This is a genomic window from Achromobacter sp. UBA2119 (assembly GCF_002331005.1).
In the GTDB taxonomy this organism is placed as follows: domain Bacteria; phylum Pseudomonadota; class Gammaproteobacteria; order Burkholderiales; family Burkholderiaceae_B; genus Achromobacter; species Achromobacter animicus.
On record NZ_DCYD01000015.1, the window covers coordinates 470,004 to 483,639 of the forward strand.

A 13,636-nucleotide genomic window follows, 5' to 3' on the forward strand; every position below is an offset into this window, starting at 1 on the left:
GGCCGCGCGGCAAGTGCCGTCCGCAGCGCCTTACTAATTAGTAAGGGGCGTGGACGATCCTGGACAAAGTCATGCCAGCGGTGGCGGTGCGCGCGAACCCAGCGGCGGACCGTGGGCGGGCTGCGCGGGCAGGGCGCGATGCGCAGGAGGGAAGACAGGATGTCCGGCGGCCGTCAGCAGCAGCGGAGTCATGGCCGGCGCGGTGGCGGGCGTGACGTGGACAAGCAGGCCGAAGGGACATTGCGCGCCGGTGTTGGCGCTGTCGTGCGTGGCCTTGCCGCCGTCATCGGCTGGCAGCGCCACGGTGAATGACGACACGTTGCCCGCCGCCGAGCAGAATGTGACCTCGAGCCGGCCATCGTGCAGCGCGCGGGCGTCCGGCATGTAGCCAGCGGGCACCAGCGCCCGCAGCGTCAATGCCAGAATCGCCAGCCAAAGCACGGCGTCGGCGCGCAGGGCGCGCAGCGTGCACAGGAGGCGGGTCGACGAAGGCATGCAGGCATTCTATGCCAAGCGTTCCCGATTTCTTGGTACCCTTGAACGCACTTCTTTCCGACACGCGACCCCGTGCCCCAGGTTTCAGAGCTTTCCTTGTCCGTTTCGACTTTGTCCGCCGCCAGTTTGTCCAATGCCGACCCGTCCGCCGGGCCGGGACGCGCGGGCTCATATTCCCGTCTGTGGCTGGGCGCGCTGATGGTGGCGCTGCTGGTGTTGCTGACCGCCTGCGGCACGACCAAGGTCCAGCCGGGCTATTACCGGGTCCAGTCGGGCGACACGCTGTACCAGATTGCGCGCAAGGAAGGCACGACCGTCAGCAACCTGGTCCGGTGGAACAAGCTGTCGAACTCCAATTCGATCGAAGTCGGCCAACTGCTGCGGGTCGAGCCGCCCGCCGGGCAGGCGCGCACCTCGCCTCCCAGCAAGGCCAGCACCAAACCCAAACCCGCGCCGCGCGCCACCGCGTCATCCGGCAAGCGGCGCACGGCGCCGCCGGGCGCGATCTCGCTGGTCTGGCCCGCGCAGGGCAAGGTCACGCGCGGCTACGACGGTTCCCATTCAAACGGCATCGTCATCAGCAATTCCGCCGGCACGCCCGTCGTGTCCGCCGCGCCCGGCACGGTGGCGTATTCGGGCAGCGGCTTGCGCGGCTACGGGCATCTGGTCATCGTCAAGCACAATGCCAGCTTCCTCAGCATCTACGCGCACAACAGCAAGCTGCTGGTCAAGGAAGGGCAACGCGTGTCGCAGGGCCAGAAGATCGCCGAGATGGGCAACAGCGACAGCAAGCAGGTCGGGTTGTATTTCGAACTGCGCTACGACGGTCAGGCGGTCGACCCGGCGGGCTCGCTGCCGCCAAAGTAGCAGACGGCGGCTTTGCGCCAAGTAAAACAGTCTCCAACTTGCGGCAGGTGTCTGACACCATGGTGCAGCGTCTCGGAGGGTGTCAGACACCGAGTTCTTTCATCGGGTGTCAGACACCCGGATCTACGGCGCTTCCTGCGTCAGCGTCGATACAAACGCCGCCGTGCGTGAATCACTCGGATTCGTGAACACCGACCGCGAATCCCCGGCCTCCACCACCACGCCATCCAGCAGAAACACCACTTCCCGCGACACGCTGGCCGCCAGCCGCAGATCATGCGTGGCCATCAGCATCGTCATGCCTTCCGCGGCCAACTGACGCAGCACATCCACCACTTCCGCCGCCAATCCCGGATCCAGCGCCGAGGTCGGCTCGTCGCACAGCAGAACCCGCGGCGCCGGCGCCAGCGCGCGGGCGATCGCCACGCGCTGCTGCTGGCCGCCGGACAGATTCGCCGGCCAGGCTTCCGCCTTTTCCAGCATCCCCACCTTGCGCAGCAATTCCTCTGCCCGCGCGCGTGCACGGTCGGCGGGCCACTTCTGTACCGTCACCAACCCTTCCATCACATTGCCGATCACGGTCTGATGCGGAAAGAGCTGAAAGTTCTGGAACACCATGCCGGTCTGCTTGCGCACCGCCTGGACCTGTTCGCGCGCCAGCTTGCGGCCGGGTTCAAAGTCGACCGTTTCCGGACCGATCTCCAGCCGTCCGCGATCCGGCACTTCCAGCAGGTTCACGCAGCGCAGCAGCGTGCTCTTGCCGCTGCCCGACGGGCCGATCAACGCCGTGACGCTGCCTTCGTCGATCTGGACATCCACCTGCTTGAGCACGGGATTGCCGCCGAAGGACTTTTCGATCTTTTCAAGGCGGATCATCGGGTCTTCTCGCTAAACATCGCATGCTGGCCGAAGCGCCGTTCCAGCCGCACTTGCGCGGCGGACAGGACGGAACTGAACGCCAGGTAGATCAGCGCCGCTTCCGTATAGAGAATCAGCGGCTCATACGTGACGGCCGCGATGCGCTGCGCGGCCTGGAAGATTTCCGGCACCGTCAGCACCGCCGCGAGCGACGTGTCCTTGACCAGCGCGATGAACGAATTGGACAGCGGCGGCACGGCCACGCGGGCCGCCTGCGGCAGGATCGTGCGGCGCAACGCCTGGCCGCGCGTCATGCTGAGCGAATAGGCGGCTTCCCACTGACCCTTGGTAATCGATTCGATCGCGCCGCGGATCACTTCGGAGTTGTACGCGCCGACGTTCAGCGTGAAGCCGATCAGCGCCGCGGGCAACGGGTCCAGCACGATGCCCACGCTGGGCAGGCCGTAGAAGATCACGAACAGCTGCACCAGCAGCGGCGTGCCGCGGATGAGCCAGACGTAGAAGCGGACCACCGCCACCAGCGGCGCGGGCCCGAACAGCCGGATCAGCGCCACCACGAACGCCAGCGCCAGCCCCAGCGCAAACGACATCAACGTCAGCGGAACCGTGAAGACCAGCCCCGCGTGCAGCAGCGGCCAGAACGAGTCCGCCATCAGCTGCACCCAGGCCGGCACCGACCATTCACCTATTTTTGCCAGCAGCCAGTCGGGCAGGACGGCGTGCAGCCAGGGGGGCAGCGTCATGGGCGCTCCAGTGGTTTATTGCGCGGACAGGTCCGTGCCGAAGTACTTGACCGAGATGGTCTTGTACGTGCCGTCAGCCTTGATGTCGGCCAGCGCCTTGTTGATGGCGGCCTGCAGCTCGGGGTTGTTCTTGCGGATCAGGACGCCCGAATTGCTGAATTCCGCCGTCTTGTCGGTGGCCGCGATCTTGACGCGGGCGTTGGGCTTCTGCTTCTTGAAGTCCAGGAACGACAGGTTGTCGTTGACGGTGGCTTCGACGCGGCCGGAGGTCAGCAGGTCGATGGCTTCATTGAAGCCCTGCACGGCGACCACTTCCGCACCGTGGTTCTGCGCCAGCTTGCCGAAGTTGCTGGTCAGCGTGTTGGCGGACTTCTTGCCCTTCAGGTCTGCAAAGGACTTGATGCTGGTGTTGTCGTCGCGCACGATCAGCACGGCGGCGGACGAGATGTAGGGATCGGAGAAGTCGTACTTGGCGCGGCGCGCATCCGTAATGCCCACCTGGTTGATCACGGCGTCGTAGCGCTTGGCGTCCAGACCGGCGATCAGGCCGTCCCACTTGCCTTCGACGAATTGCGCCTTCACGCCCAGGCGCTCGGCGATGGCGCGGCCAATGTCCACGTCAAAGCCGGTAAGCTTGCCCGATGCGTCGTGGAAGGTGAAAGGCGCGTAGGTGCCTTCGGTGCCGATCTTGAAGACGCCCGCGGATTTGATCTGGTCCAGTTCGGACTGGGCATGGGCGGCGGACAGGGCGGCGACCTGCACGAGGCCGGCGATGAGCAGCGTACGGAAGAGTTTCATGGCAATGCTCCACGGATGATCACTGTGGAGAGCATGTGGGCCTGCAATGCCCTCCGGCGTAGCGGCACTCTAACAACCGGCCTATTTTTCCACAAAGCATATGGAATAGTAAAAATATAGCTACAAGTCATATAGCTTTACCGAACGCCCGGGGCACGAAAGCCCGGGGCACGAAAGCCCGGGGCACGAAAGCCCGGGGCAGTCGGTCCGGGATCCTTCTGGCGTTACGTTGGCGGAGACGGGTGTGGAACAGCAATGGAACAGGCGTGCGTTCATGGTGGCGGCAGCGGGCGCTGCCGCGGCGGGGGCAATGCCCACGCAGGCCTCTGGCGGCGCGGCGCCCATGCCGGGCGGCGGCAGCATCACCGATGTGGCGGGCTTGCGGGTGGGGCATTACACCGAGACGCGCCGGCCCACCGGTTGCACGGTCATCATTGCCGAGGCCGGCGCGACGGGCGGCGTGGACGTGCGCGGCGCGGCGCCCGGTACGCGCGAGACCGACCTGCTCAACCCGATCAACATGGTCGACAAGGTGCACGCGGTAGTGCTGACAGGCGGCAGCGCGTTCGGCCTGGACGCGGCGTCGGGCGTGATGCGCTATCTGGAAGAAAAGAAGATCGGCTTTGACGTAGGCGTGGCCTTCGTGCCGATCGTGCCAAGCGCGGTGTTGTTCGACCTGGGCGTGGGCGACGCGTCGGTGCGGCCCGATGCCGCCGCCGGTTACCAGGCCTGCCGGTCGGCTACCGCCGACGCGCCGCAGGAAGGCAACGTGGGCGCGGGCGCGGGGGCGACGGTGGGCAAGCTGTATGGCCCCAAGCGCGCCATGAAGGGCGGCATCGGCAGCGCGTCGCTGACGGTGGCGGGCGTGACGGTGGGCGCCATCGTTGCGGTCAATGCCGTGGGCGATGTGCTGGACCCGGCCACCGGGCGCATCCTGGCCGGCGCGCGCACCGAAGACGGCAAGATGCTGTTCGACACGCGCGCGGCCATCCTGGCGGGCGACCTGCCCAAGTCAATGCGCGCGGGCGCGGCCACCACCATCGGCGCCGTGGCCACTGATGCGCGGATCACCAAGGCCGAAGCCCAGAAGATCGCCGGCATGGCGCACGACGGCCTGGCGCGCACGATCAACCCCATCCACACCATGCTCGACGGCGACACGATCTTCGCGCTGGGCACGGGCGCGTCGGGCAAATCCGCCAACGTGATGCTGCTGGGTGTCATGGCCGCCGAGGTCATGGCGATCGCGGTGCAGCGCGCGATCCTGGCCGCGCGCGCCATTGACGGCTATCCGGCCGCGGTGGATTTCGTGGGGTGATGCCGCTGACCCGCGCCTGTCACACAAGCCCGCCATGATGACAGGCGCCGGCACGACGCCGGGGCGGGGGCGCACATGCAGGAAGGCGAACGACTCAATGGCGTGACGCATCTGGCCGGGCTGGCGCTGGCGGTGCTGGCTTCCGGCGCCTTGATCACCCGCGCGGCCGAGCTGCGCGTGGACACGCGGCAGATCGTCAGTTGCGCGGTGTTCGCGGCGTCGATGATCGCGGTGTATGCGTCGTCTTCGCTGTTCCACTGCACGCAAGGGCGCCGCAAGGCGATGTGGGCCAAGGCGGACCACTGCGCGATCTATCTGCTGATAGCCGGTACGTACACGCCGCTGGCGTACGGCCCCGTGGATCATCGGTGGGGCGCCGCGATGGGGGTGGCGATCTGGCTGCTGGCCTTCGTGGGCATCAGCCGCGAACTCTGGTGGGCGCGCAACGCGCCGCCGGCCTTGCCGCTGTATTTGCTGATGGGATGGCTGGGTGTGGCCTTTGCCGCGCCGATCGCGGGCGCGCTATCGACGGCGGGGCTGACGTGGCTGTTGGCGGGCGCCGCCATCTACACGATCGGGACGCTGTTCTATGCCAACGACAAACGCTGGCGCCATGCGCACGGCATCTGGCATCTGTTCGTCATGGGCGGCACGGCCTGCCATTTCGTGACGGTCTTCGGCTTTCTGGAGCACGCGCCAAGCTAGCGCGCCTTGCTTCACGCCGACGGCGAGGTCCCCTCAGCGCCAGGCCGCCAGCGGCAGCATGCCTTCACGGTCTTTCACTTTGCGCATGACGATATGCGAACAGAGATCGCGCACGCCCGGGATCTTGCTGAGCTTGTCCTCGACAAAATTCGAAAATGCCGACAGGTTGCGCGTACGCACGGTGAGGATGTAGTTGGACGCGCCAGTGACGATGGCCGCCTCGGTGATCTCGTCGTGCAGCGCGATGCCCGCCAGAAACTCCTCGTGCCATCCCGCGCGCGACTGGTCCAGCGACACATGCACGATGGCCTCCAGCTCGAAGCCCAGCTTCTCGGCGTCCAGCAGCGCACGGTAGCCGCGGATGAGCCCGGCTTCTTCCAGCGCGCGCACACGGCGCAGGCAGGCGGAGGGCGACAGGGCCACCTGTTCCGCCAGGTCCTGATTGCTGAGGTGGCCGTCTTCCTGCAGGCGGGCCAGAATGCGCTGGTCTATGACGTCAATCTGCATGGCGCAATCCAGTTCGAAAAAATGATGATGGATGCAATTTAATGCGGAAAACGCGGGTAAGTCACGACGGTATTTGCAATTTTTCGGACTGACTGCGCTGATAGCATGTATCCGGAAATTTGCTGAAGGAATGGAACATGAACACTCGTGAAGCCTGCGTCAACGCCGACCGCCAGGATCCCCTGGCCCACGTGAAAGAACAATTCGACCTGCCGCCCGGCGTGCTCTACCTAGACGGCAATTCGCTGGGCGTGCTGCCCAAGACCGCCGCGGCCCGCGCCGCGCAGGTCATCACCGAAGAATGGGGCACGGGCCTGATCCGCAGCTGGAACACCGCGGGCTGGTTCGATCTGCCTGCGCGCTTGGGCGACAAGCTGGGCCGCCTGCTGGGCGCTCGCGAGGGCGAGCTGGTCGTCACCGACACCACGTCGCTCAACATCTTCAAGGCGCTGGCCGCCGCGCTGCGCATCCAGCAGCACAAGCACCCCGCGCGCCGCGTCATCCTGTCCGAGCGCGACAACTTCCCCACCGACCTCTACATGATCCAGGGCATGATCGACCTGCTGCAGCAGGGCTACGAAATGCGCCTGATCGACGACGACCTGCCGCTGGACAAGGCGCTGGACGACTCCGTTGCCGTCATGCTGCTGTCCCACGTCAATTACCGCAGCGGCCAGATGCACGACATGGCCGCCGTCACGGCGCAGGCGCACGAACACGGCGCGCTGGCCATCTGGGATCTGGCGCACGCCGCGGGAGCAGTGCCCGTCGACCTGAATGGCGCCAATGCCGACTTCGCCGTGGGCTGCACCTACAAGTATCTGAACGGCGGCCCCGGTTCGCCCGCGTTCATCTGGGTGGCCCCGCGTCACACCAAGGATTTCTGGCAGCCGCTGTCCGGCTGGTGGGGCCACAGCCGCCCGTTCGACATGGCCGTGGCCTACGAGCCCGCGGGCGGCATCCGCCGCTACCTGTGCGGAACGCAGCCCATCGTGTCGCTGTCGATGGTCGAATGCGGCCTCGATGTCGCGCATGCCGCCGGCATGGACGAAGTGCGCAAGAAGTCGCTGGCGCTGAGCGACCTGTTCATTGAACTGGTCGAATCGCGTTGCGCCGGCCATCCGCTGACGCTGGTGACGCCGCGCACGCACGCCGATCGCGGCAGCCACGTCAGCTTCCGCCATCCCAACGGCTTCGAAGTCATGCAAGCCCTGATCGCACGTGGCGTGATCGGCGATTACCGTGAACCCGAGGTCCTGCGTTTCGGCCTGACGCCGCTGTATTTCGGCTACGCCGACGTCTGGGACGCGGTCGACATCCTGAAGGACGTGCTGGATACCCGCGCGTGGGACAAGCCCGAGTTCAAGCAGCGTTCCGCCGTGACCTGATTCCGGTATCAGGCCTCGTCGCGCCGGCCTCGCGGGCCGTACATCACACAAAAATGCGCAGTACAGGAGGAGACAATGCAACAACAGAAAGGGTTCGGCCAGATTGCCGAACGCGAACAGGGGCTCAAGCGCCGGCTGACGTCCGGCCAGATGAGCATGATTGCCATCGGCGGAGCCATCGGCACGGGCCTGTTCCTGGGCAGTAAATTCGCCATCGGCTTTGCCGGGCCCAGCGTGCTCATCAGCTATGCCATCGGCGGCGTGATCACGCTGCTGCTCATGGCCTGCCTGGCCGAAATGACGGTCGCGCATTCCACGTCCGGCTCGTTCGGCGCCTATGCCGAACACTACATCGGCCCGCTCGCGGGCTTTCTGGTGCGCTATGCGTATTGGTCCTGCGTGGTGCTGGCCGTGGGCACGGAAGTCACGGCGGTGGCCAAATACATGGCTTTCTGGTTTCCCGGCGTGCCCGGATGGTTATGGGTGTGCATCTTTTCCGCGGCGCTCATCCTCATCAACGCCCTGAGCGTCAAGGCCTTCGGCACGATCGAATACTGGTTCTCGACCATCAAGATCAGCGCCATCATCGGCTTCATCATCCTGGGCGCCTATGTGGTCTGGGGCAACCCGCAGTACGGCACCGCGAACTACACCGCGCATGGCGGGTTCTTTCCGAACGGCGTGTGGGGCATGTGGATCGCGGTCGTGATCTCGATCTTCAGTTACCTGAGCGTCGAGATGATCGCCGTGGCAGCCGGTGAAGCCGAGGATCCGGAACGCGCGGTCAAGCAGGCGTTTCGCGCCACCATTGTCCGGCTTGTCGTGTTCTACCTGCTGACACTGGCGCTCATCCTGGCCATCGTGCCGTGGGATGATGCCGGCAAGGGCGGCAGCCCCTTCGTGCAGGTGATGGAGGTGCTTGATATTCCGGGCGCGGCAGGTGTCATCAACTTCATCGTCCTGGTGGCCGCGCTGTCGGCCATGAACAGCCAGCTCTACATCACCACGCGCATGATGTTCAGCCTGTCGCGCGCGGGCCATGCGCCGTCGGCGTTGGGCCGGCTGTCCAGCAACGGCACGCCGCTGAACGCGCTGTTGCTGTCGACCAGCGGCATCGCCATCGCCACAGTGCTGAACGTGCTGTACCCCGAAACGGCCTTCACGCTGATGATGGCCATCTCGATGTTCGGCGCGCTCTTTACCTGGATGATGATCTTCGTCACGCACTATTTCTTCCGCCGCCGCTGGGTCCGCGAAGGCGGCGCAAAGCTGTCGTTCCGCATGCCGGGATTTCCGGTGCTGACGCTGCTGGGCGCGGGGGCAATGCTGGCGATTCTGGTGACCACGTACTTCACCAGCGTCTTCAAGCTGACGCTGGTGTTTGGCGTGCCGTTCCTGGTGCTGCTCGCCGCGGCGTACTACCTGCTGTTCAAGAAACGCGGCGAAGCGGTCGCCATGAATACGCGGCAGCGTGCGTGATGGGTCGTCAACGGCCGCGCTTTTCGGCGCGGCCGTTTGTCATCAGACGGCCGCGACGGCGCGCTCGGTGCGGGGCGCGGCTGGCGCCGGCGCGGGGGCCGGGGCGAACACGCGCAGTCGATGGCCGTCGGGGTCGAGCGCCACAAAGGTGCGGCCGAAATCCATGTCGGTCGGCGCCTGCAGGATGGGCAGGCCGCGCAGGCTCCAGTCCACGTGACGCTGGTTGACCGCATCGGCATCGGCCACCGTGAACGCCAGTTCGGACGCTCCGCCGCGTCCGGCGGCTGCCGGCGCCACCGTGTAGCGCGACCACAAGCCCAGCATCAGCCCTGAGTCCAGCGCAAACAGCGCAAACGTGGGCGACGATTCGATGGGCGGGCGCTGCAGCAGCGCGCTGTAGAACGCGGCGCTGGCCTGCGGCTTTTCCACATACAGAATGACGAAATTGGTGTCTGACATGATGCGCTCCGGGGGTTGGATGCGCTCATGATAGGCAGAGGTACTGTCAGTTTTTGGCAGTAGTGAACATCAGTCCTTGCGCGCCTCGTGATCCAGCGCGCGCCACGCCTTGAGCAGGATGTGCCGTCGTTTGGGATACCTGGCGCCGATAGCCAGCGTGGCGATGCGGTCGGTGCGGAAATGGCGGAAGTCACCGCGCAATTCGCACCAGGCCATCACCAGCCGCACGCTGTCGAAAAAGCCCAGCGCGAACGGCCAGATGACGCGGCTGGAATCGGATCCCTTGTCATCGCGATACGTGATTTCCAGCTTCTGTTCGCCGCGGATGGCCTGGCGGATCAGCGCCACGTCGACGCGGTCCGTGACGGCCACGGCGCTGGGGGCAACCAGCAGCGGAATGGCGTCAAGCTCGTCGCGCAGTTCCTGCGGCAGCACCGCACCGATCTTGGCCAGCGCATTGCGCGCGGCCAGCCCCAGGCGTTCGTCCGAGCGGCGGGCCACCCAGCGCGTGCCCAGCACCAGCGCCTCGATTTCTTCGGTGCTGAACATCAACGGCGGCAGCATGAAGCCGGGCCGCAACACATAGCCCACGCCCGGTTCTCCCTCGATTTCCGCGCCCTGGCATTGCAGCGTGGCGATGTCGCGATACAGCGTGCGCAGGCTGATGCCCATCTCGGCCGCAAGCCGATGGCCGCTGACGGGCAGGCGGTGGCGGCGCAGGGTCTGGAGCAGCTCCAGGAGGCGTTCGGTGCGGGACATGGGGGCGGGGGAAGGGCAGACGGCGCAATACTGCCATGGATTGGCAGCAGGCGGCGAATGTCCTGCCCGGGATTTGAGCCCCGGATCCGCAGTCTTACTTGGCGGCCGGCTTGCCCGACGCCACGTCCAGCACCGACCCGTCTTCCAGACTGACGCGGTAGATCTCGCGCACGACATTGCCTGCAAAGCCGATCTCAACAATGGACACGTCCTTGAAGGTCGTCTCGATGCCCTCGGGCAGCACGGCGTTGAACTTGTCGGATTCCGCCTTCATGGCGTCCTGCAGCCGCGCGTCGTACGGCGTCATGCTGTAGACCAGCGTGGTGTGCGGGTTGTGCGCGCGCACTTCCTTGCCGTCCTGCATGACGTTCACGCCGCTCACGCCCAGCGTCTTGACCAGTTCCTTGCCGGCATCTCCCATCTTGGCGTAGACCGGGCCGGTCACGCGCGGCAGCGGGCCGTCGCGCAGCGGGGCGAGGGCGGCGGTGGCCACGGTGTTGTAGCGCATCATGTCCTCGAAGCCCTGGCCGCTTTTGACCACACCCAGGTCCAGCCACCACGGATGGCCCGCGCCCTTGGCGGCCTCGGTCGGATAGAAGGTCTTGAGCGTGACGCGCAGCGGCGCCGGCGGTTTGGGCAACGCTTTCAGCATGCGCGCGGGCGTCTGCGGATCGGCGTTGTGGATGTGGACCACGGTGACGTGCGGCAGGTTGGGCGTGTCGGCTTCGGTCTTCAGGCCGAGTTTGATCAGATCTTCCTTGAGGACGCCGGTGATCTTGGCGTCGAGCACGGCGTTCACGTCTGCCGGCAGGCGGTAGACCACGCCGTAGGTGGCCTTGTGCGCGCGGAACTCGGGCTGGCCGATAGCGCTGTTGTCGATGGCGGCGGCCTGGGCGGCGCCGGCGGTGAACAGGCCGAAGAGGGCCAGATGCAATGCACGTTTGATCATGGGATTTCCCGGTTGTCGTGGACGTGACCCGCGAGAGTCATCCGCAGTGTGGCCAGCGCGGATGTACGCCGTATTGCATCAAGGCCAAGATTTCCGATACCAACCGGCGTTTATCCGATTGGTCCTGGCGGGAGCCAGTCATTCGCTAGCCCAGGAACATGACCGCCACGATGGCGATGCCGAGCAGCAGGTTCACACCGACCCAGCGCCGGATGCCGGCCATCGCCTGGCCGCCCCTGGGCCAGTCGGACGCCGCCACGGCAGCGGCCAGCCGCTTGAACAGCGCGAACCGGATGTGGCCGAAGATCGCCACCATGACGATGCCGCCGCTGGCCATCAGCGTCCAGTTGCGGGGCATGAAGAACGAGCCGCCCGTCTGCGCGGCCTGGCTGGCCGACGAGCCGATCATCCAGGCGCCGGTCACGAGAATCAGCACGATGGCCGCCAGCACGGCATTCAGAAAGGGGCCCAGCACCGAGGCCAAGAGCGGCAACCGCACCGGCGGATCCAGTTTCGCGGCCGCCGGCCGCAGAAAACAGTGGGCGAACAGCATGCCGCCCACCCAGAGGATCACGGCCATGACGTGGAGAAATTGCAGGACGGCGTAGAGCATGGGATCAGCCTGTGGAAAGCGCCGCCGCGGGAGGCGGCGGACGTCGTACGGATGATATCTCCGCAAACCCGACGCGCGGACTTGACCAGGATCATGGTTTTGCATTTAGAATGAGAACGATTGTTATTTGTAGTTATGAATTTTGTAGTTAGTGAGTCAGGGAGCCGTCCGTGCCGAATTCCGTGCTCGCCTCGGGCGACGCCGTCAACATGCTGTACCGCACCCATCACGGATGGCTGCACGGCTGGCTGCGCGCCAAGCTGGGCAACAGCTTCGATGCCGCCGATCTTGCGCAGGACACCTTCGTGCGCGTGCTGCGGCACCGGCACGAACTGGACGCGCTGCGCGAGCCGCGCGCGTACCTGACCACCATCGCCAAGCGCCTGCTGCTGAACCACCATCGCCGCCGATCGGTCGAGCAGGCCTACATGGAAGCGTTGGCGTTGATGCCCGAGGCGCTCGCTCCTTCCCCCGAACAGCGCTTCATCATCCTGGAGACGCTGCAGGAAATTGAAGAAATGCTGGCCGGCCTGTCGCTGCCCGCCCGCCAGGCGTTCCTGATGGCGCAACTGGAAGGCCTGAGCCATGGCGAAATCGCAGACAAGCTCAACGTGTCGCTGCGCACCGTGCACCGCTACATCACCAAGGGATACGAGCAATGCATCATGGCGGTGATGTGAGCGCGCCAGCGGAACCGGCAGCCGAGCTGCCCGCCGTCGAGCGCAACGTCGCACGCGAGGCTGCGCGGTGGCTGATGCGGCTGAGCTCAGGCCGGGCTACCGACGCGGACGTCCATGCCTGCGACCAATGGCGCGCCAGCAAGGCCGAGCACGAACATGCCTGGCAGCGGGCGCAGCGCGTGAATGCGCGCTTCGGCCTCATTCCGTCGGCGCTGGGCATGGCAACGCTGAATCGACCGGACCTCAAGAGCCGCCGCGCCACGCTCAAGACGCTGGTTGCCCTGATTGTGGCCGCGCCGGTCGGCTGGGCTGCCTGGCGGGCCGATCCCCTGGACTGGAGCGCCGATTACCGGAGCGCCGCCGGCGAGCGGCGCGACGTGATCCTGGCCGACGGCTCGACGCTGCACCTGAATACCTCCAGCGCCGTCGACGTGCTGTTCGACGACGCGACGCGCCTCTTGCGCCTGCGCGCCGGCGAGATCGCCGTCCATGCGGTGGCGGACCCCGCCAGCCATCCGCGTCCCTTCATCGTGCGGACGCGGCTGGGCGATATCGAGGCGCAGGCCTCGCGCTTCTGTGTGCGCGAGGAGAGCGGGCGTTGCCAGCTCAGCGTGCAGGAAGGGCGCGTGCGCGTCAGCAGCGCCGGACAGCCGGGGCGCTACGTGGACGTGGCGGCCGGCGAGCAGCGCAGCCTGTCGCCCGATGGCGCCGGCCCCGCGACGCCCGCCGATCCGCATGCCAGCGACTGGCTGCGCGGCGTGCTGTACGCCAGCGCACTGCGGCTGGACACCTTCGCGGCCGAGCTTGGCCGCTACCGGCAGGGCATCCTGCGCTGCGCGCCGGAGATCGCGCACCTGCGCATCTCCGGCGCCTTCCAGTTGCACGACACGGACGCGGTGCTGGCGGCGCTGCCCGCCACCTTGCCCGTGCAGGTGCGCTACCGCACGCCGTATTGGGTAACGATCGTGCCTCGCGACACCTCGGCGTGAGGCGCGGG

16 protein-coding genes are annotated in these 13,636 nt (G+C 66.2%); 7 read left to right on the forward strand and 9 right to left on the reverse strand.

Translation table 11 applies throughout. The features are described 5' to 3' along the window. Positions 1-69: 69 nt before the first annotated feature. A complete protein-coding gene (locus tag B3098_RS16600; protein ID WP_286897834.1) occupies positions 70-495 on the reverse strand; it encodes a DUF2946 domain-containing protein in 426 nt (141 codons plus the stop codon). 198 nt (positions 496-693) lie between these two features. On the opposite strand from B3098_RS16600, the gene B3098_RS16605 reads away from it, so the two are divergent. Further along, positions 694-1,362, forward strand: a complete 669-nt coding sequence (locus B3098_RS16605; protein ID WP_279970947.1) for a peptidoglycan DD-metalloendopeptidase family protein — start codon at positions 694-696, stop codon at positions 1,360-1,362. Between the two features lie 123 nt (positions 1,363-1,485). On the opposite strand, the gene B3098_RS16610 is transcribed toward B3098_RS16605, so the two are convergent. From B3098_RS16610 to B3098_RS16620, 3 genes are all read right to left on the reverse strand, one after another. After that, a complete protein-coding gene (locus B3098_RS16610; protein ID WP_218343061.1) occupies positions 1,486-2,238 on the reverse strand; it encodes an amino acid ABC transporter ATP-binding protein in 753 nt (250 codons plus the stop codon). Continuing rightward, complete coding sequence (locus B3098_RS16615) at positions 2,235-2,915, reverse strand: ABC transporter permease subunit (protein ID WP_056327000.1); 681 nt, start codon at positions 2,913-2,915, stop codon at positions 2,235-2,237. Before B3098_RS16615 ends, B3098_RS16610 begins: the two co-directional genes overlap by 4 nt. An 84-nt stretch (positions 2,916-2,999) precedes the next feature. Beyond that, positions 3,000-3,782, reverse strand: coding sequence for an amino acid ABC transporter substrate-binding protein (locus tag B3098_RS16620; RefSeq protein ID WP_286897837.1), 783 nt, complete (start codon positions 3,780-3,782; stop codon positions 3,000-3,002). Between the two features lie 274 nt (positions 3,783-4,056). On the opposite strand from B3098_RS16620, the gene B3098_RS16625 reads away from it, so the two are divergent. Together B3098_RS16625 and trhA are read left to right on the forward strand one after the other, a co-directional pair. Next, a complete protein-coding gene (locus tag B3098_RS16625; RefSeq protein WP_414631293.1) occupies positions 4,057-5,100 on the forward strand; it encodes a P1 family peptidase in 1,044 nt (347 codons plus the stop codon). A gap of 75 nt (positions 5,101-5,175) precedes the next feature. Further along, positions 5,176-5,805, forward strand: coding sequence for a PAQR family membrane homeostasis protein TrhA (gene trhA, locus B3098_RS16630; RefSeq protein WP_286897840.1), 630 nt, complete (start codon positions 5,176-5,178; stop codon positions 5,803-5,805). Positions 5,806-5,838: 33 nt separating this feature from the next. On the opposite strand, the gene B3098_RS16635 is transcribed toward trhA, so the two are convergent. Beyond that, entirely contained in the window at positions 5,839-6,312 is a 474-nt protein-coding gene (locus B3098_RS16635; RefSeq protein ID WP_175124452.1) for an Lrp/AsnC family transcriptional regulator, read from the reverse strand. 137 nt (positions 6,313-6,449) lie between these two features. Between B3098_RS16635 and kynU the strand changes: the two genes are divergently transcribed. Beyond that, positions 6,450-7,700, forward strand: coding sequence for a kynureninase (gene kynU, locus B3098_RS16640; RefSeq protein WP_286897843.1), 1,251 nt, complete (start codon positions 6,450-6,452; stop codon positions 7,698-7,700). A gap of 75 nt (positions 7,701-7,775) precedes the next feature. Further along, positions 7,776-9,179 (forward strand): amino acid permease, encoded by a 1,404-nt coding sequence (locus B3098_RS16645; protein WP_175186322.1) that lies wholly within the window; start codon positions 7,776-7,778, stop codon positions 9,177-9,179. 42 nt (positions 9,180-9,221) lie between these two features. Here the strand turns inward: B3098_RS16645 and B3098_RS16650 are convergent, their stop codons facing one another. The 4 genes from B3098_RS16650 to B3098_RS16665 all read right to left on the reverse strand — a co-directional run bounded on the left by B3098_RS16650 (position 9,222) and on the right by B3098_RS16665 (position 11,959). Continuing rightward, a complete protein-coding gene (locus tag B3098_RS16650) occupies positions 9,222-9,638 on the reverse strand; it encodes a VOC family protein (RefSeq protein ID WP_175124455.1) in 417 nt (138 codons plus the stop codon). Between the two features lie 69 nt (positions 9,639-9,707). Further along, the gene (locus B3098_RS16655; protein ID WP_286897846.1) at positions 9,708-10,397 is read right to left on the reverse strand and encodes a helix-turn-helix transcriptional regulator; all 690 of its coding nucleotides are present in this window, start codon (positions 10,395-10,397) and stop codon (positions 9,708-9,710) included. 94 nt (positions 10,398-10,491) lie between these two features. After that, positions 10,492-11,346 (reverse strand): hypothetical protein, encoded by an 855-nt coding sequence (locus B3098_RS16660; protein WP_286897847.1) that lies wholly within the window; start codon positions 11,344-11,346, stop codon positions 10,492-10,494. 145 nt (positions 11,347-11,491) lie between these two features. Then, positions 11,492-11,959: a CopD family protein gene (locus B3098_RS16665; RefSeq protein WP_286897849.1), complete on the reverse strand. Its 468-nt coding sequence runs from the start codon at positions 11,957-11,959 to the stop codon at positions 11,492-11,494. A 170-nt stretch (positions 11,960-12,129) separates the two neighbouring features. Between B3098_RS16665 and B3098_RS16670 the strand changes: the two genes are divergently transcribed. Both B3098_RS16670 and B3098_RS16675 read left to right on the forward strand, forming a co-directional pair. Further along, a complete protein-coding gene (locus tag B3098_RS16670) occupies positions 12,130-12,639 on the forward strand; it encodes a sigma-70 family RNA polymerase sigma factor (protein ID WP_175124461.1) in 510 nt (169 codons plus the stop codon). Further along, on the forward strand, positions 12,636-13,628 hold the full coding sequence (locus B3098_RS16675) for a FecR domain-containing protein (RefSeq protein WP_414631287.1): 993 nt from the start codon (positions 12,636-12,638) through the stop codon (positions 13,626-13,628). Before B3098_RS16670 ends, B3098_RS16675 begins: the two co-directional genes overlap by 4 nt. The last annotated feature ends 8 nt before the right edge of the window (positions 13,629-13,636 follow it).